General features: G+C 39.9%; 17 protein-coding genes, 1 tRNA gene and 1 pseudogene. 9 read left to right on the forward strand and 10 right to left on the reverse strand.

Annotated features, from left to right (window positions below; genetic code table 11):
* Positions 1-9 precede the first annotated feature (9 nt).
* The 3 genes from ACQY1Y_RS19580 to speB all read right to left on the reverse strand — a co-directional run bounded on the left by ACQY1Y_RS19580 (position 10) and on the right by speB (position 2,350).
* A complete protein-coding gene (locus ACQY1Y_RS19580) occupies positions 10-1,164 on the reverse strand; it encodes a DNA double-strand break repair nuclease NurA (protein ID WP_002735857.1) in 1,155 nt (384 codons plus the stop codon).
* Between the two features lie 166 nt (positions 1,165-1,330).
* A tRNA-Val gene (locus ACQY1Y_RS19585) sits at positions 1,331-1,404 on the reverse strand.
* A gap of 46 nt (positions 1,405-1,450) precedes the next feature.
* On the reverse strand, positions 1,451-2,350 hold the full coding sequence (gene speB, locus ACQY1Y_RS19590) for an agmatinase (protein WP_430013392.1): 900 nt from the start codon (positions 2,348-2,350) through the stop codon (positions 1,451-1,453).
* 397 nt (positions 2,351-2,747) lie between these two features.
* Here speB and ACQY1Y_RS19595 point away from each other — a divergent pair, with 397 nt between their 5' ends.
* The 3 genes from ACQY1Y_RS19595 (at position 2,748) to ACQY1Y_RS19605 (ending at position 6,829) form a co-directional block, all read left to right on the forward strand.
* Positions 2,748-4,520 (forward strand): lipoxygenase family protein, encoded by a 1,773-nt coding sequence (locus ACQY1Y_RS19595; RefSeq protein ID WP_288125519.1) that lies wholly within the window; start codon positions 2,748-2,750, stop codon positions 4,518-4,520.
* A gap of 505 nt (positions 4,521-5,025) precedes the next feature.
* A complete protein-coding gene (locus tag ACQY1Y_RS19600; protein WP_430013393.1) occupies positions 5,026-5,619 on the forward strand; it encodes an IS607 family transposase in 594 nt (197 codons plus the stop codon).
* The gene (locus ACQY1Y_RS19605) at positions 5,591-6,829 is read left to right on the forward strand and encodes an RNA-guided endonuclease InsQ/TnpB family protein (RefSeq protein ID WP_430013394.1); all 1,239 of its coding nucleotides are present in this window, start codon (positions 5,591-5,593) and stop codon (positions 6,827-6,829) included. Before ACQY1Y_RS19600 ends, ACQY1Y_RS19605 begins: the two co-directional genes overlap by 29 nt.
* Positions 6,830-6,915: 86 nt before the next feature.
* Here the strand turns inward: ACQY1Y_RS19605 and ACQY1Y_RS19610 are convergent.
* Positions 6,916-7,201 (reverse strand): annotated as a pseudogene (locus tag ACQY1Y_RS19610) (arginase family protein); the annotation flags it as partial.
* A 399-nt stretch (positions 7,202-7,600) separates the two neighbouring features.
* Between ACQY1Y_RS19610 and ACQY1Y_RS19615 the strand changes: the two are divergent.
* The 6 genes from ACQY1Y_RS19615 (at position 7,601) to ACQY1Y_RS19640 (ending at position 10,919) form a co-directional block, all read left to right on the forward strand.
* Positions 7,601-7,933 (forward strand): hypothetical protein, encoded by a 333-nt coding sequence (locus tag ACQY1Y_RS19615; RefSeq protein ID WP_123230578.1) that lies wholly within the window; start codon positions 7,601-7,603, stop codon positions 7,931-7,933.
* Between the two features lie 71 nt (positions 7,934-8,004).
* Positions 8,005-8,445: a PIN domain-containing protein gene (locus ACQY1Y_RS19620; protein WP_259679044.1), complete on the forward strand. Its 441-nt coding sequence runs from the start codon at positions 8,005-8,007 to the stop codon at positions 8,443-8,445.
* Positions 8,442-8,639: a hypothetical protein gene (locus tag ACQY1Y_RS19625; RefSeq protein WP_002750230.1), complete on the forward strand. Its 198-nt coding sequence runs from the start codon at positions 8,442-8,444 to the stop codon at positions 8,637-8,639. Before ACQY1Y_RS19620 ends, ACQY1Y_RS19625 begins: the two co-directional genes overlap by 4 nt.
* A 442-nt stretch (positions 8,640-9,081) precedes the next feature.
* Positions 9,082-9,309 carry a hypothetical protein gene (locus ACQY1Y_RS19630; protein ID WP_002735396.1) on the forward strand — a complete coding sequence of 76 codons (228 nt, stop codon included), beginning with the start codon at positions 9,082-9,084 and terminating at the stop codon, positions 9,307-9,309.
* Entirely contained in the window at positions 9,306-9,512 is a 207-nt protein-coding gene (locus ACQY1Y_RS19635) for a hypothetical protein (RefSeq protein ID WP_002774168.1), read from the forward strand. Before ACQY1Y_RS19630 ends, ACQY1Y_RS19635 begins: the two co-directional genes overlap by 4 nt.
* Positions 9,513-9,950: 438 nt before the next feature.
* Positions 9,951-10,919: a hypothetical protein gene (locus tag ACQY1Y_RS19640; RefSeq protein WP_002737733.1), complete on the forward strand. Its 969-nt coding sequence runs from the start codon at positions 9,951-9,953 to the stop codon at positions 10,917-10,919.
* Positions 10,920-10,981: 62 nt separating this feature from the next.
* Here the strand turns inward: ACQY1Y_RS19640 and ACQY1Y_RS19645 are convergent, their stop codons facing one another.
* From ACQY1Y_RS19645 to ACQY1Y_RS19670, 6 genes are all read right to left on the reverse strand, one after another.
* The gene (locus ACQY1Y_RS19645; RefSeq protein ID WP_193745189.1) at positions 10,982-11,155 is read right to left on the reverse strand and encodes a hypothetical protein; all 174 of its coding nucleotides are present in this window, start codon (positions 11,153-11,155) and stop codon (positions 10,982-10,984) included.
* A gap of 239 nt (positions 11,156-11,394) precedes the next feature.
* Positions 11,395-11,817, reverse strand: coding sequence for a hypothetical protein (locus ACQY1Y_RS19650; protein ID WP_194015362.1), 423 nt, complete (start codon positions 11,815-11,817; stop codon positions 11,395-11,397).
* A 392-nt stretch (positions 11,818-12,209) separates the two neighbouring features.
* On the reverse strand, positions 12,210-12,719 hold the full coding sequence (locus tag ACQY1Y_RS19655; RefSeq protein WP_052275314.1) for a HEAT repeat domain-containing protein: 510 nt from the start codon (positions 12,717-12,719) through the stop codon (positions 12,210-12,212).
* A gap of 259 nt (positions 12,720-12,978) precedes the next feature.
* On the reverse strand, positions 12,979-13,287 hold the full coding sequence (locus ACQY1Y_RS19660) for a type II toxin-antitoxin system RelE family toxin (protein ID WP_002750216.1): 309 nt from the start codon (positions 13,285-13,287) through the stop codon (positions 12,979-12,981).
* Entirely contained in the window at positions 13,287-13,550 is a 264-nt protein-coding gene (locus tag ACQY1Y_RS19665) for a type II toxin-antitoxin system Phd/YefM family antitoxin (RefSeq protein ID WP_002750215.1), read from the reverse strand. Before ACQY1Y_RS19665 ends, ACQY1Y_RS19660 begins: the two co-directional genes overlap by 1 nt.
* 132 nt (positions 13,551-13,682) lie before the next feature.
* Positions 13,683-17,063: a HEAT repeat domain-containing protein gene (locus ACQY1Y_RS19670; protein WP_430013395.1), complete on the reverse strand. Its 3,381-nt coding sequence runs from the start codon at positions 17,061-17,063 to the stop codon at positions 13,683-13,685.
* Positions 17,064-17,190 lie beyond the last annotated feature (127 nt).

Consider the following 17,190-nt stretch of genomic DNA (forward strand, 5'->3'; position numbering starts at 1 on the left):
GAAGATTGATTAAGTTCTGTAAGATTGGGTTAACAATTGGAGAAAGTCAGGGTTATCACTAAATTGATATTGTACCACGGCTCTTAACGCTTCTAAACCATCACTAATACTTTTAGCCATCAGATCCGCTAAATATTGAGGATAAGGTTCTTTGATCTCTGTTGAAACAACTTGTTCTTTGATAGCTTTTAATACTTTGGCTAATTCAATTTCTGTATTAGCACAGCTTTCTTTCATTTCTATCCTATAAGCTGGCGACCATTGATAAGGTTTATAATAAGTAAAATATACTTTTCGGCTTTTAGGCAAAATAATAGCTTGGTTTAAGTCCTCTTTTATCTTGTCTCGCTTACCTGGAACATCAAATTTATCTGAAACTGAAATATATAAATCGTTCCAAACTTGCTTTGTTTTTGTGGTTTGACCCACAGGTAACGGTTTAGTAAATTCACCGGCATTTAAAATTAATGTCATGCTGGTTTTATCGTCAAGCTTGAGGTCAAAGTTTTTTAAAACACTTAAGCCAATTTCTTGAGAAGAATCATATTTAACCATATATACTATATTGGGATTGGTCATCGCTTTTTTAAGAGAATCTATCAAGCTAAACCTATTAATGATATCCCATGTAGCTTGTTGAAAATGCGGTTCATCCAACGTTGACATACTGGTTAAGCTGTTAATTCCGATAACTGGTGTTTGATGAGAACCATCGGCAATAATCACATCATGTGGTGTTTGACTAATAACTAATAATTCTAAAGCTGTCATCGCTCCTCTAGTCACTTTAGGATTACTCTCAGAACTGTGCGGGAGAACATCTTGCCAATTTTTGTATTGAACTGAACCCCATTTTCGCTGATCTTCTCTAACTAATCCTTCAACACCAACACCAACTGCAATTAAAGTATCAGCACCAATAGATTTTTCAATAGCTTGTCCACCGTCAACCGCTGCAACAGAAGGAATAGGTGGGTTTTCTAAATCGTCAACTCTACAAATTAAATCATTATCATCCAAGATTTGATGCAGGGTTTTTCTTTGTTGTTGTAATTCATTGAAAAGTGGCTTGATTTTTTCTGCTATTTTAGGAGCATCTTCCAGAATGTCTTCTAGTAATTCATCTGGCAAGTTAGCATAGTTATCATTTTTATTGTTAGTCATGTTTAGAAAATCATAAAAAAACAATCTAAAGGCCAGAAAATCACGGGCTTGATATTTTTAGCTCACGACAGAGCGTTTTGTCTGACATACCGTAAATTTACCGAACATCAAGCCAGCTTGTCAGGTTTAGCTTTTGCCCGTTGCTGAAAGCTATCAAAATTAACTATGGACGTAACTGGATTCGAACCAGTGACCCCATCGATGTCAACGATGTACTCTAACCAACTGAGCTATACGTCCGTACGAATTGTTATTATAACACGATTGCTCCTAATTAGGCAAGCCCCTAGGCAGTAAATTGATAGCCAATTAACTTATAAATTAACTTGGCAGTGGTAAATTCCGAAACCACCGAATCACTAATCGGGGCCAATTCCATCACATCGCAGCCAATCACCTGATGAGTTTGGAAAAGACGACGGAGAAAGCCTAGGGTTTGATGCCAACTTAACCCCCCCGGTTCAGGTGTTCCCACCCCCGGAATTAAAGCCGGATCTATGCCATCCACGTCTATGGTTAAAAATACCTTCTCGGTGGTGATTTTGGCGATCGCTTTTTCGATCCAATTCGGATCACCGGCGATATCTCGATCCCAAACCACGGGAATCTGTTGTTTAGCAATTAATTCGGCTTCTTCCCGACAAATAGCCCGAATTCCCACGGGTAAGGTGGGTAAACCCATTTCTAACACCCGACGCATCACACAGGCGTGGTTATGGTGCGATCCTTCGTACTCAAAACGCATATCGCCATGGGCATCAATTTGAACCACCGTAAAAGGGTCCGATAAAGCCTGTCGGTAAGCTTGTACTACTCCCGTAGTGATAGCGTGTTCACCCCCGACGGCGACGACAAATTTATCATCGGCAATTAAACGAGAAACTGTAGCTGTGGTGACGGCTAACATCTCCTCGACGGACAATTGCGGTTGTTGACGGGTATCTGCGATCGCATCATGGGTATAGATGCCCACTTCTAAACAGGTTTCCCTCTTAAGTTCCTCGTCATAAGCTTCCAATTGTTGGGAAGCAGTAATCACCGCCGCCGGCCCGGTTTCACAACCCTTGCGATAGGTGGTGGTGGCCTCGTAGGGAATCGGCAGGATTACGGCCTTAGCTTTGGCGTAAGTGGCGATCGCTTCACTCCCTAAAAATTGTTCGCTACCGGTGGCGCAAGACAATAACATGGGCAAGTCACAGAAAATTTTAGTCCAATCTTCTATTATAAATATTTTGACTATTTTTGTCTATCTCAACTGACTCCAAACGTATCTACTACAATAGCCACAACCCCTTATCTATCAATAGATACATCCCTTAACTTTTTTTGCTGTACCCATGTTTATTCAAGAATGTTTGTCAGAGTATCCTAATTGTGAACAATTTGTCTGGGATTTGGAAACCCGAGGAGTTTCTGATATTGATATTCCCGTTCTGATATTTGTTGCCAGATGAAAAAGAAAGCCAGATGTTGAGAATCAAAATGGGTGATAGCGAGAATCAATTATTAAAAAATGTTCAGAAATCAATGTAAGGAAGAAAAAACAAGGTACAATTACTTAAATTTTTTCAAACTTGATCAGAATGGTTAATACCCCTCCTCCCACTCCTTGTCTGCCCCAAAATGAACCAGATGCGAATCGGCGGGCTGATTCCCTCAATCTTCAACGCCAAGCCTATAGATACGACTATCAGTATCTCCCACCCTTAGTCCTCATGGAATCCGTGCCTGCAGCGGAAAACTTTTCCCTTCAGTACATTACTGAACGGTTGGCGGCAACTGCGGAACTACCGGCCAATATGCTGGCTGTCAAAGTCAAATCTTTTTTAGATCCCCTCGATGAGCTACAAGATTATGAGGACTTCTTTGCCATTATCCCCTTACCCAAAATCGCCAAAGTCTATCAAACCAATGATGCCTTTGCCGAACAACGTCTATCGGGAGCTAATCCCCTAGTATTACGTTTACTGAAGCCGGGGGATGCTCGCGCCCAAGTTCTCAATCAAATCCCTAGTTCTAAGACAGATTTCGAGCCATTGTTTCAGGTCAATCAAGAATTAGCAGCGGGAAACATTTATATTGCCGATTATACGGGTACGGACATTAATTATCTCGGTCCCTCTTTGATTCAAGGGGGAACCCATGCCAAAGGGCGAAAATATTTACCGAAACCCAGGGCCTTCTTTTGGTGGCGGAAAAGTGGCATCAGAGATCGGGGCAAATTAGTTCCGATCGCTATCCAATTTGGGGAAAATGCGGAAAAGCTTTATACTCCTTTTGAGAAAAACCCCCTTGCTTGGCTATTTGCTAAAATTTGTGTTCAGGTGGCCGATAGCAATCACCACGAGATGAATTCCCATCTCTGTCGAACTCATTTTGTCATGGAACCGATCGCGATCGGCACGGCCCGGCAACTGGCAGAAAATCATCCCCTCAGTCTTCTGCTTAAGCCACACCTAAGATTTATGTTAACGAACAACCATCTGGGACAAGAGAGACTGATCAACCCTGGTGGACCGGTGGATGAATTATTGGCCGGCACCTTGGGCGAGTCGATGGCACTGGTTAAGGATGCCTACGCAAACTGGAATCTTCGAGACTTTGCCTTTCCTAAAGAAATAAGTAACCGGGGTATGGACGATACGGAACGACTACCCCACTACCCTTACCGGGATGATGGGATGCTGGTTTGGCAGTCTATTAATCAGTTTGTTTCTGATTATCTCCATTATTTTTACCCAAACCCCCAAGACATCACTAACGATCAAGAATTGCAAGCATGGGCCGGGGAATTATCTAATTCTGCGGCAGATCAAGGGGGCAATGTGAAGGGAATGCCGGCCAATTTTACGGATGTAGAGGACTTAATTGAAGTCGTTACCACAATTATTTTTATCTGCGGGCCACTGCATTCAGCTGTTAACTATGGTCAGTATGATTACATGACTTTTGCCGCTAATATGCCCTTGGCCGCTTACTGTGATCTTCCAGAAGCGATTAAGGATACTACAGGATCAATAATTGGAGATGCCAGAGGATCAATTACCGAAAAAGACATTCTTCAGCTATTGCCTCCTTATAAAAAGGCTGCCGATCAGTTACAAAGTCTGTTCACTTTATCCGACTATCGATACGATCAATTGGGCTATTACGATAAAGCTTTTCGAGAACTCTATGGCCGGAAGTTTGAGGAGGTTTTTGCCGAGGGTGATCAGGCAACAATTACGGGCTTCCTTCGACAATTTCAGCAAAATCTCAATATGAACGAACAAGAGATTGATGCCAATAATCAAAAACGGATCGTACCCTATACCTATCTAAAACCTTCTCTAATACTCAATAGCATCAGCATTTAAGTCTAAGATAATATCTCTAAGCTTGGCTTTCAACTTTTGCTATTTTACCCTGAAAAAAATCCCCCGGTCTTAGGGGGGATTTTTATTAGCGATCGCCGATCTTGTAGGGTGCGTTCCCTAATGCAACTTCTACCGCTCCACAGATCGATTTTTGGGGAACGCACCATGCACATTGATTGAAGTTGTAAGTCTAGGCGTTGCAGAATCAAGGTATGATACTAAATCCGTTGAGTACAGGCTAGTTATGAGGAGAGGCAAAAGGCAAGAGGTAAAAGGCAAAGGGGAATAAATAATCAGTTTTTAATAACCAGATTTAGTATGAATGCCAACTGTGCATCGTATCCAAAAGTTAGTTTGGGTCTAGCGGCAAGATGTAGGCAGAGTAGTCAAGTGAAGTGTCCCATGCCTGAGCCTCACCTTGTATTGTAAAGTTTTGTAAAAAATATATGCAAATGACTGCAAACAACTGCTAATATGGTTAGTACAAGTTTACGTTGCAGTTCACATGAAACTATCAGATTATGCTAAGAAAAAAGGGATCAGTTATGACACTGCTTGGAGAATGTGGAATCGAGGGCAGTTACAAGGAGAACGTCTTCCTACAGGAACAATTATTATTTTTGAAGATGACCGTTCTTGCGGTGAAAATAAAGTAGCTATTTATGGGCGAGTTTCTAGTTCAGAAAATCAATCTGACTTAGAGACTCAGGCAAAAAGATTGGAAGCTTATTGTATTGCGAAAGGCTATCAAATTGTTCGAGTAGTTAAAGAAGTAGGAAGTGGAGTCAATGATCATCGAAAGCTATTATTAAAACTTCTAGAACAAACTGATTATAATTTGATTGTCGTAGAACATAAAGATCGTTTAAGCAGAGTAGGGTTTAATTATCTGAAAGTTCTTTTAACTCAAACAAATAGAGATCTAGAGGTCGTTAATCTAGCAGAAGAAAGAAAAGACGATTTAAGGCAAGACTTCCTGAGCATAATTACCTCATTTTCCGCTCGATTATACTCATTAAGACGACGAAATAGAAAGACAGAATGTTTAATTAAATGCCTTGAGGAGAATGATGAAATTAGTTCAAAAACATCTAATTAAATTTAATCACAAAAATTATTCAGTAATTGATAAATTAGGATTTTTATCGAAGAATCTGTATAATTGTGCTGTTTATTTAAACCGTCAAGTTTTCTTTTCACATCAACCATTTTTAACAATGACTGAGTTACATCATGCCTTAAAAATGAGTCCAGATTATCAAGCCTTACCCGCCAAAGTAAGTCAGTTAGTATTAAAGCAAGTAGAAAAAACCTTTAAATCCTACCAAAAAGCGAAAGAACAATACAAAAAATCGCCAGATAAATTTACAGGAGAGCCTAAGTTGCCAAGATACAAAGACAAGGAAAAAGGTAGAAACGTTTTAACTTATAACTATCAAGCCATTTCTAAAAAAGCGTTGAAGCAAGGTTTAATCAAGCTATCAGGGACTAATTTAGAATTTAAAACTAATTTAAAGAAAGTCTTAGAGGTCAGGATTATTCCTAAATTGGGTGCTTATTGTTTAGAGATTGTCTATGAACAACCATCCTCATCAAGTCAAGAGGGAGAAAGATATGCTTTTATCGATTTAGGCTTAAATAACCTAGCTGCTGTTACCTCTAATATTCCCGAATTTCAGCCAACTTTAGTATGTGGAAAAGCCTTAAAATCCTGCAATCAAAAGTACAACAAGACACTAGCTAAACTCAAATCGGAATTACCCAGTCTCCAGAAGACCAGTAAAAGAATACAAGGTTTAACTTTAAAGCGTAATTGCCAGGTGGATTATTACCTCCACACCGCTAGTAAATATATTATTGATAAATTACTAGCTCATCAAATTAACCTTTTAGTTATTGGTCATAATCAAGGCTGGAAACAAAACATTAATATTGAAGATAGAAATAACCAGTCATTCGTAAATATTCCTCATTCAAGGTTTATCGAACAACTTACCTATAAAGCAAATTTAGTAGGAATAGAGGTCAAAACAACTAATGAAAGCTATACCTCTAAATGTAGTTTCTTGGACTTAGAGTCTATTCAAAAGCAAAAAAGCTATTTAGGCAAGAGAATTAAAAGAGGACTATTCAGAAGCTCGTCGGGTTATTTCTATGGAGCAGATATTAATGGTTCCTTAAATATTGGAAGAAAGGTAGTCGGAGAGGCCGCCTTTAGCGGGAATCCGATAGAGAGGTTCGTAGTTAACCCAGTACGGGTCAAAGCGTACAAAGCTAATTCTAGATGCAATATTTGCCTACAGAATTAGTAACTATTAGATAAAGTCTCTCCAGGAGAAGTGATTGAAGTTGCAGGCTCCTGAAAGTTGTGTTGGCGAAAGCAGCATAACTCCGCATCCCTGAGGATATCTCGATCCCAAATCACGGGAATCTGCTGTTTCTTCTCGACAAATAGCCCGAATTCCCACGGGTAAAGTCGGTAAACCCATTTCTAACACCCGACGCATCACACAGGCGTGGTTATGGTGGGAGCCTTCGTACTCAAAACGCATATCGCCATGGGCATCAATTTGAACCACGGTAAAAGGTTCCGATTAAGCTTGCTGGTAATCTTGTACTACTCTCGTGGTGATAGCCTGTTCACCCCCGACGGCGACGACAAATTTATCATCGGCAATTATTGGTTTCCTGCGGGCGATAATCTGGAAATATAGCCATCAGTTGGGCTGCTTCATATTGCTGTAACAAAAAACAATTATCCCCCGATAGCGATCGCTAAAGGTCGAATAATTATCAATTTTTGTCAAGAGGTGCGGTCAGATCTAAGAATCATCGCTAGAAAGAATGAGCCTAATTGTCAGGAATTTAGTTAAACAAGGTTTTTGGCAATATACTAATCTGGCTAACAAGCTTTTGGGCGTGATATAGGGAAAAGTTCTGGCGATAGTTGACCCATATCGTTACTCTGGAGATTGTTATACAGAAAGTTGACCTATAATATGTGGTTAGGCGTTTGAACACCCTCCACTCTCTCTTTGGTCCGAAATCATGAATTGAACAAATTTACTGGGGACTTAAGCATGACTACATCTGAAAGCGCCCGCTATCTTATGGCAAGAACGAACTTAGCATTTGAGCATCCTGAACTTGCAGTCTCTCTAGGGGATGCTGCCAAATGTTGGTCTTGTAAAATTGGGCTAAACGTAGGCTTGGGCGCAGTCATTGCTGCTGCAATTGCGGCGGCAGTTGCTACTGGCGGACTTGCCCTTATTCCAGAAGTTGCTGTGATTGCTGCGGCTACTGGTCTTTCAGAGGCAGTAGTGGTGGAAATTTTATCAAGTGTTGTTGGTGGAACAGCAGCTGTAGAGCTTATGATTGAAGAACTCTGTAAAGCTATGGGGGCATATAATTAGAGAGATCCCCTATATAATGGTAATTCTATGGGGTAAAACTTTTGGCTTGAGGGGTGTGGCAATTTTGTATTATGAGGATTTATTTTGATATGTGCAGCTTGCAACGCCCACTTGATACCAAGACGCAAATTCGAGTTGCTGTTGAAGCTGAGGCTATTCTCAATGTCATCTCATTGTGGGAAGCTGGGCAATTTGAGTTAGTTTCTTCACAAGCCTTAATGTTTGAAGCTGAACAAATTACGCCTTCTCCAAGAAAAGCATATATTTTAGAAGCGTTATCGAAGGCAGACTTATTTCTCCAACCAAATAAGCAAATCGAAGAACAAGCGCAAGTGTTTGTCAACTCAGGTATCAAACCACTTGATGCATTGCATTTAGCTTTTTCGGTTGAGGCAGAAGCAAATTATTTCTGTACATGCGACGATAGATTTTTGAGACGGGCTAAAGAAGTTGATACTTTGCAGACCAAAGTTGTTTCTCCTCTTGAACTGATTACGGAGCTATCGCAATGAGCAGTCAAACAAAATCCCTGAGCGAAATTACGCAGCAAGCAATTCAAGTCCTATCTAAAGAAATTGGCATTGCCAGTACAGTACGTTTTCTAAATCAGTTTTCAACTGGGTATGGCAACTATACAGAAGAACGCGAAAGTCTATTCAAAGACTTAACACTAGATGAGATTTTGAAGCGTATGCAAGACACCTAACAATTCAAATTCAGCGGAAGGTCAGGAGATATTGGTGCTGAGTTAGACGTCCTCTGCCGCCGCTTATCTTAGCCGTTATACTGAATCGGTTTTTAATAGCATGATTAACTCCCAATCCCACTTGAAAAACCCGCTCCCTTCTCCACACTGCTGTAACAAAAAACAACTATCCCCCGATAGCGATCGCTAAAGGTCGAATAATTATCAATTTTTGTCAAGGGGTGCGGTCAGATATAGGAATCATCGCTAGAATAAGCCTAATTGTCAGGAATTTAGTTAAACAGGGTTTTTGGCAAGATGCTAATCTGGCTAACAAGCTTTTGGGCTTGATATAGGGAAAAGTTCTGGCGATAGTTGACCCATATCGTTACTCTGGAGATTGTTATGCAGAAAGTTGACCTATAATATCTAGTTATATTTTCAAGAGAAGAGAAGAGAAAAAATGTTATCAACACTTCTAAGTAAAGCCGTACAAAAAGCTCAAGAACTGCCAGAAGCAATTCAAGACGAACTGGCAGAGCAGTTTATTGAAGACATCGAAAATGAAATCCAATGGCAAGAAACATTATCTAAACCCCAAGACAGCTTAATTCTCAAAGAACTTGCTCAGAAAGCTATTGCGGATTCAGAAAACGGACAGACTGAAGAAATGGGATTTGATCAGCTATGAAGTCGGAACTAAATCCAGATTTCGTCGGCTTATTTCAACAGCTACCAGAAAGAGTGAAAAGAACAGCCAGAAAAAATTACAAGTTATGGAAAGATAACCCAAGTCATCCAAGCTTAGAATTTAAGGAGGTCAATCAAGAAGACCAGATCTGGTCAATCAGAGTCGGTATAGGTTGGAGAGCGCAAGGGAAGAATCAAGAGTAAGAATGTAATTGTTTGGTTTTGGATAGGCTCTCACCCAGAGTATGACCAATTGTTAAAGAAGTTGTGAACCAAGAAACCTAACAAATCACCGCACCCGAAATAATAGTGAAATTTTGTGACAAAGTGCAGTCATATCTAAGAATCTTTGCTATGGTTATGGAAAGCTTCTGTGATAAGTTTCCTTAAAGGAGATTGTTTGCAGTAAGCTAATCTGGCTAACACGCTCTTGGGGGTGATATAGGGAAAGTTGACCCATATCGTTACTCTGGGGAGTTTTGTGCAGAAAGTTGACCTATATATAATATTTATGCCGACGATCATATGCTAGAGATGCCTCAAGGTGTGACAGCAGCTATAATTAAGAGCAGTTTTTCTCCAAGCAGAAAACTTGCATCCTGTAAAATTTAATACAATAATTATACAGAATACACTTACAGCATGACTTCATCTTCATCTTCGAGTATTGGCAGAACTCTTACTCTTGTTATCCCTGCCCTTTTAAGTTTAGTGGTCAGTATAGTTGGTGGTGTTACAGTTTTTCGTATTAATGATAAAAAGACTGATTTAAACTACAGTGTGGTCACATCAGCAGTATTTTCCGGGCAAACACAAAATACAGCCATTGTTGGTGTAGTTATCAATAACCCAGCCCAAAAAGAATTAGAGAACGTTCGTGTAATTGTTCCTTTGGGAAATGCAAAATTGACCGAACCTAAAGTCATAGGCTTGCAACCAGGCTCATACACGCAAGTTGTTGATGCCAAACAAATTGAAATTCAAGTTCCTTATCTAAATCCGCAAGAATCTTTCTCACTTCAGCTTTTGTTAGCATTATCTTCTAATAGGTGGAATATTAACAATTCTTCGGTATCAGTTCGAGCAAAAGGAATTACAGCAATTCCTACATCTTCGACAGCTCGGAATGATGGAGTTCTGGAATTTCTAGTTCCAGCAGTTACCTCTGTATTAGCGCTACTCGTTTTAGCCTTTAGCCGTTCATCGATCTTTTCACCGCTCTTTTACACCAGAAAACATGATTCAGATCAAAGGGATGTAGTTGCCTATATTCTCGGAGTTTATGAGTTTTATCAGGAAGCTGCTCAAATACGAACTTTAGAGAGGAAGACCCCTTACTGGGCACTTACTGATTCTCTTGCAGAAAAATGCTTATCATCCGGCGATCACACCAGGATTCAACAAGGTATTCAATGCCTTACAAGCTTATTATCATATGCTGATATACCAGACACTTCACAATTGCTTATTCACTATAATCTAGCTCGACTAGCTGCTGCTGTTGGTGATTTAAAGCTTGCAAGAAATCATCTTGAGTTAGCACGTAAGGGGAATCACTCTGTTATTAATATGCGTATCAGTTTTGATAAAAATTTATCACAAATTGTTTGAAGCCAGAAACGTTTAATCCTGTAATAAAACTTTACATTGACAAGCATAATACCCCTATAACATCAAATTTTAAGTTGAATAGACAATTCTCTGGAACCAGTGCGATCGCCGATCTTGTAGGGTGCGTTCCCTAATGTAACTTCTACCACTCCAGCGATCGATTTTTGGGGAACACACCATGCACATTGATTGAAACTGGGCGTTGCAGAATCAAGGTATGAATGCCAACTGTGCATCGTATCCAAAAGTTAGTTTGGATCTAGGTTTTAAAAATCCCACAAGAGAAGATTCATATCTCAAATCAGCAACGCCATGCAACGCCTTTAACCTTCGATTCTAATTTTTTCTTTTATCGAATTAACGATTCCCAAGCATTTGAGGTGATCGATCTATACAATTGATAGATTTAAATCATGTTGATAATGGAATAATTCCGATTTAATCGTTTCTAACTAATAAGATTGAGATGCTTTGTTTAATCACTTAAATTAGCAGTTTCTAGCCATTTTTTACCCATTTCAATCGGAATACCGAGGGGAGGACAGAGAATTTTAATTAATTCAATTCCTCCCGGGATTAAAATGCTTCTTAGGTGAGAATTTTTCTTGATTTCTGCGTCAACTTGTGCGACAAAAGTTTGTTTTTCAATTTCGGTATTAGTGGGATAAGTTTGGGTGATTTGGCTGATAAGTTGTTGGATTTCTTGGGCGGCTTCGGCTAAATTTTGGGGTGTGGCGTAATTATGTTGAACGGCTTTTTGATCTCCTTGCACCGTATCGGCAAAGTTAGCAATATTTGCTCCACGAAGGTCATATTTAGGAGTTTCTGACATAGGATTAAAAGATTGAAGATTACTGATGAGAATTAGGGTTTGCGGCAAAAAGTACGGGCGAAGCATTCGGATAGAAAATCTCCGGTTTCACCGATAGGTTATTGCCCGAATGCTTCGCCCCTACAGGACGCGGGCCGATGAAGACGCAAGGTTTTGAAGCACGATTCTCTCAAAATCTTGCACCTGTTTCGCAAGAAAAGCCACAAAACCCCTATCTTGCCTACATTTCACATTTATTCAGCAAGCCCTAATTATAGCATCCATAATGGCAAAACTGACACCATTTCTCTGAATGAAAGCGATACGTCGAATTCAAGTCCCCCTTTTCAAGGGGGATTTAGGGGGATCAAAATAAGGATTGAGCGGCTTTAATCCGAATACTTGGATTCTTGTCTGTGAATAGTCTTTTGGCAAGAGTTCTGATAATTAAATCGAGGGATTCTGTACTCAATTTCATATCAGTTTACTGCATAACGAGAGCCAATTTTACCGAGGGCATCAACAGCACTGAAACGAACGCTATCATCTTCATCGTAACAAACATTTACTAGATCAGGAATAACATCTTCTAGTCCAATTTCACCTAAAGCAATTGTGGCTGTGACACGAACTTTTACTTCCGTATCTTGTAGGGATTGAATGAGATAGGATATTGCTTTTTCACCACCAATTTTTCCGAGAGATTCCGCCGTGATTATCCGAATATCGGGATTAGTATCAGATAAGTAGGAAGCTAGATAAGGAATTGCGGATTCATTGCCAATTTCTCCTAAAGCTCGAATCAGATTTAGGCGAACATTAAGATCATTTTCTCCTATTAAATGGGATACTAAGGTGTCGGCAAGGCTGCTATTGCCAATTTTGCCCAAGGCTTCGGCAGCTTTAGCGCGGATCTGGGGGAGAGAATCGTTGAGTTTATTCAATAAAGTATTGATGGCGATTTGGGTGTTATTAAGTTGCTGAACCATGTTATTTTTCCTCTGGGTTATTGTTATTAGGTTGCTGGGGATAATTCTGTTGGCTTCCTTGCACATTATGAGCTAAATTGCCAATGGTAGCTCCTCTGAAATCATAGGTAATAGATGATAGGGATGCGTTTTTTTCAGAAGAAGCAGGAATATTTTGACTATCCTCTCCAAAACTGGCTATCTCTGAAAAAGTAATAGGTGTATATCTGACGATTCAGCAAGAACCTATTGGTTTAGCAGTTCTGTCATAACCCATATTTTATTCATTATTAATTAATTTTTCAAGAAGGGCATAAATATCTTTCTTATCACCTTGTTTACGAATTCCAACTCCAATAACAATAACAATAATTTGAGCTTCTTCAACACGATAGACAATCCGATATCTTTGACCAACTGCCCTAACGCTACGATATCCTTTAAGTTTACCTGAAAGGGCTTTACCTTGTTTATCTGGTTCAATTTTTAGCTTTTCAATCCGTTTGCGAATTTCTTGCTGAATGCGTTTATCGGTAATTTTAGATAAAAAGCTTAAAGCAAGAGGAATTAATTGTATTTGATATTCCATTACCAACCCAGTTGTTTTTTAGCATCTTCCCAAGTAATTCTTTGTCCTGATTGATCCTGTTGAATTGCTTCAGATAGGATTTCGGCAAACTCTTTGTCTTGTAAAATATCAAGAGTTTCTAACCAAGATTCAATTTGAGCGTAATTCAGGGCAACCATAATGGGTTGACCTTCTTTGGTAATAATAATAGGTTCGTCAGTCATTTGCTCAGACCATTCAACCAGCTTTTGTCCTGTTTCAGTAATGTTTAGATATTTAGTCATGTCAGCAATTAACAGTTATCAACTAATGATTATAGCAGTTATCGGTCAAATGAGTTACAGGGAACAAATTGGGTATAGTCAGCAATAGCACCTTTAGGCTTTATCTTTTAAAACAATCATTCTGGGATTTAGTTAAATATTTTGACTATCCTCTGCAAGTTTAGTTTCTACTTTTTGAATCATAGCTGCAAATTCCGATTGGCGGTGTAAGTCGATATTGAGAGTATTCATATCTTTAAGAATGTTGGTTAGATTATCAATATTGCCCCTGATTTCATCATATAAGTTTACTGTCTCTAGGATACTATTAGTTTTAGCTAAATCAATTTGTTTGTATTTTGCTTGTAGTTGTGATTTTTCGTCTTCCCAATATTTCAGGTAGTCTATGCGCTCGAAGTCTTTATGAATTCTGGCATCTGGTAAAATAATCGGGAATATTCTTTGATAAAAGTCACCATTTCTGGCAATTTCTACTAATTCAAACATACAGTTTTCTGATTTTAAGTATCTATCGCTGATGACGGCGACGACACATTTACCCTGTCCAATTTGCCGCATAAAGTTTTTGATGGAGTCTTTATAGCTGGTGTGGGTTTTATCCCGAATAATCTCAATTCCTTTTGCTTCAAATGCTTGGACGAGTTGATTAGCCATTTCGTTGCTGTCTTCCTGCCAGTTGTAGGAGATGTAAACTTGTTGATTCATGGGTTGGGAGAGGGGGTGATAGTATTTAAGTTTGTTTTGAATTGTGTCTAGTGCTTCTCTAGCTTGAGAGAGAGTATCGCCATTATTTAATGTGACAAAATCAGGATTTTTCAGGCATTTGATAAGTTCAGTCATCGCTGTTTCTGAGCTAATTTTACCCAAAGCCTCGGCTGCCTGCGAACGAACATACTTATTAGAGTCTTTTAAAGCCTTGAGTAACCCCGGAATGGCTGTTTCTGAACCAATCTTACCCAAAGCCGCGGCTGCCTCCCTACGAACAAACCAATCAAAGTGTTCTAAAGCCTTGAGTAACCCCGGAATCGCTGTTTCTGAGCCAATATTACCCAAAGCCTCGGCTGCCTTCCAACGAACATACACATCAGAGTGTTCTAAAGCCTTGAGTAATCCCGGAATCGCTGTTTCTGAGCTAATTTTACCTAAAGCCTCGGCTGCGTACATACGAACATCTTTATTAGAGTCTTCCAAAGCCTTGAGTAACCCCGGAATCGCTGTTTCTGAGCCAATATTACCCAAAGCCTCGGCTGCGTACATACGAACATCCTCATCAGAGTCTTCCAAAGCCTTGAGTAACCCTGGAATCGCTGTTTCTGAGCCAATATTACCCAAAGCCTCGGCTGCCTTCCCACGAACAAACCTATCAGAGTCTTCTAAAGCCTTGAGTAATCCCGGAATCGCTGTTTCTGAGCCAATATTACCCAAAGCCTCGGCTGCGTTCCAACGAACAAACCTATCAGAGTCTTTTAAAGCCTTGAGTAATCCCGGAATAGCTGTTTCTGAGCCAATATTACCCAAAGCGAAGGCTGCGTTCCAACGAACATTCCAATCAGAGTCTTTTAAAGCCTTGAGTAATCCCGGAATGGCTGTTTCTGAGCCAATCTTACCCAAAGCGAAGGCTGCGTTCCTACGAACATCGCTATTAGAGTCTTCTAAAGCCTTGAGTAACCCCGGAATCGCTGTTTCTGTGCCAATCTTACCCAAAGCCTTGACTGCGTTGCTACGAACATCATCATCAGAGTGTTCTAAAGCCTTGAGTAACTCTGGAATGGTTGTTTCTGTGCCAATCTTACCCAAAGCCTCGGCTGCGCTACCACTAACATCATAATCAGAGTCTTCTAAAGCCTTGACTAACCCCGCAATGGATGTTTCTGTGCCAATATTAGCCAAAGCCTCGGCTGCCTTCCAACGAACATACCAATCAGAGTCTTCTAAAGCCTTGAGTAACCCCGCAGTGGCTGTTTCTGTGCCAATCTCAGCCAAAGCCTCGGCTGCACTCCTACGAACACCCCAATCAGAGTCTTTTAAAGCTTGACTTAACTCATTAACAACTTGATTAGACTTTGTTAATCCCAATAACTCCACCTTAAACCGTTTCGGCACATCCAACCCAAGCACTAACCCCACTGTCTGCTTTTGAAACTCAAAGTTGACTTCTCCTGCTAACCTCGCTCCTAATTTTAAATCAATCTCTAACCCTAACTTAACCACCCGTTTTGCTTGGGTTTCATTATCCAATAACCCCAACAGCAACGCCATAGGTTCTGTCCATTTGAGATAATTCAAATAGTCCCACTGTAACTGCTCATCCCTGAGATGGGGTAACTTTTTCTTTAATTCCTCAGCCGTGTAATATTCTTGAATCAGTTGGTGGCGAAAAGCGATTTTATCATTACCTTCTAGGTGAATTAGATGATATTTCAGTAAATCCTTTAACCACTGCTTACTGTAATATTCTGGGAATCCTTTATTTTTGATAAATTTGCTTAATTCTTCCTCTGCTTCTGTTCGGGAAATAGCCACCTGAATCTCAGTTTTTGACTCCCCTTGGGTCATTTTCCAAGCTAACACTTGCAGCAATTCTCGCCACCAATCCCGGGATTCTTGGTAAGTAGAAACATCTGCTTTTAATTTGTGGTGATAAACTTTTTCAGTAAAATGTCGAAAAACTAAGCCTAAATTAGCAGGAATTTGGCTTTTCTCATTAAAAACTTCACATAACATCCACAAAAGCAGGGGGGTTTCTCCCAATTCCTTGAGACGATTTCCCAACTGTTTAAGCATTTCTTCGCCTTTTTCAGGCAAATAGGCCTTGACAAAATCCCGCATCTGTGGTTCAGTCAGGGGGAGCATTTCCAGCTTTTTTTCAATGTTTAAGTCGTCGCTGCCTAAATCCCTTGTGGTGAAAATCATCGGAATTTCTGCATACTGCTGGCGAAAGTTTTTTAAATTCTGTCGTGCAGTATCTGAGGGCAACTCATTGATACCATCAAATAATAATAATGGGCTAAAATTCTGATTTTCTAACAGCCAACTTTCTAGGGTATTACTATCAATAATTAATTTATGGCGTTTCAGGAATTGTAAAATTAAATCAAGAATTGAGGTTTCATACAAGCGTAATTCGATGAGAATGGGAATTTGAATGATTTTAGCTTGATTTTGTTGATTTAGGCGCAAGCTTTGCGCTCCTACGGATTCTTCTAATAATAATCTGGCTAAAGCGGTCGATTTTCCTGAACCGGGACGACCTTTTAAAAGAACGTGATTAGCCGCATATTCGCGTAAACCATCTAAAACCGTGAATCTTTCGTTTTTTTCTGGTCTTTCTGGTCTTTCTTGTCGGTTTTGTGGTTCTTTTTCAATCGTCTGCACCCACAAATCCCTTAGCAAAGGTGCAGTTTTCGGCGGGCGTGTTTTTCCCTCTACGTCCGTGAGGGTGTAAAATGTCTCCCACTGGGCGTACTGTTCCGAGTCCGAGATTGATTTGAGATAGGGAGTCCAGTCAATCATTGATGCTGTCTGTTAGTTCGAGAAGGAACCCGGATTAAACTTTCTAATATTTTAATCGTAGGCTAAGAAGATTTGGTCATGACTTAAGTAGCTGGTTATAATTAAATTAAAAATGGATTTTAGGTTC

Origin of the sequence: Microcystis ichthyoblabe FBCC-A1114, from assembly GCF_050500245.1 — a bacterium.
GTDB lineage: Bacteria > Cyanobacteriota > Cyanobacteriia > Cyanobacteriales > Microcystaceae > Microcystis > Microcystis ichthyoblabe_A.

Bases quoted from the DNA above. Each gene is read 5' to 3' on its own strand.
- ACQY1Y_RS19580 (WP_002735857.1), bottom strand. From the start codon at position 1,164: ATGACTAACAATAAAAATGATAACTATGCTAACTTGCCAGATGAATTA.
- speB (WP_430013392.1), bottom strand. From the start codon at position 2,350: ATGTTATTGTCTTGCGCCACCGGTAGCGAACAATTTTTAGGGAGTGAA.
- ACQY1Y_RS19595 (WP_288125519.1), top strand. From the start codon at position 2,748: ATGGTTAATACCCCTCCTCCCACTCCTTGTCTGCCCCAAAATGAACCA.
- ACQY1Y_RS19600 (WP_430013393.1), top strand. From the start codon at position 5,026: ATGAAACTATCAGATTATGCTAAGAAAAAAGGGATCAGTTATGACACT.
- ACQY1Y_RS19605 (WP_430013394.1), top strand. From the start codon at position 5,591: ATGAAATTAGTTCAAAAACATCTAATTAAATTTAATCACAAAAATTAT.
- ACQY1Y_RS19615 (WP_123230578.1), top strand. From the start codon at position 7,601: ATGACTACATCTGAAAGCGCCCGCTATCTTATGGCAAGAACGAACTTA.
- ACQY1Y_RS19620 (WP_259679044.1), top strand. From the start codon at position 8,005: ATGAGGATTTATTTTGATATGTGCAGCTTGCAACGCCCACTTGATACC.
- ACQY1Y_RS19625 (WP_002750230.1), top strand. From the start codon at position 8,442: ATGAGCAGTCAAACAAAATCCCTGAGCGAAATTACGCAGCAAGCAATT.
- ACQY1Y_RS19630 (WP_002735396.1), top strand. From the start codon at position 9,082: ATGTTATCAACACTTCTAAGTAAAGCCGTACAAAAAGCTCAAGAACTG.
- ACQY1Y_RS19635 (WP_002774168.1), top strand. From the start codon at position 9,306: ATGAAGTCGGAACTAAATCCAGATTTCGTCGGCTTATTTCAACAGCTA.
- ACQY1Y_RS19640 (WP_002737733.1), top strand. From the start codon at position 9,951: ATGACTTCATCTTCATCTTCGAGTATTGGCAGAACTCTTACTCTTGTT.
- ACQY1Y_RS19645 (WP_193745189.1), bottom strand. From the start codon at position 11,155: ATGCACAGTTGGCATTCATACCTTGATTCTGCAACGCCCAGTTTCAAT.
- ACQY1Y_RS19650 (WP_194015362.1), bottom strand. From the start codon at position 11,817: ATGCTTCGCCCGTACTTTTTGCCGCAAACCCTAATTCTCATCAGTAAT.
- ACQY1Y_RS19655 (WP_052275314.1), bottom strand. From the start codon at position 12,719: ATGGTTCAGCAACTTAATAACACCCAAATCGCCATCAATACTTTATTG.
- ACQY1Y_RS19660 (WP_002750216.1), bottom strand. From the start codon at position 13,287: ATGGAATATCAAATACAATTAATTCCTCTTGCTTTAAGCTTTTTATCT.
- ACQY1Y_RS19665 (WP_002750215.1), bottom strand. From the start codon at position 13,550: ATGACTAAATATCTAAACATTACTGAAACAGGACAAAAGCTGGTTGAA.
- ACQY1Y_RS19670 (WP_430013395.1), bottom strand. From the start codon at position 17,063: ATGATTGACTGGACTCCCTATCTCAAATCAATCTCGGACTCGGAACAG.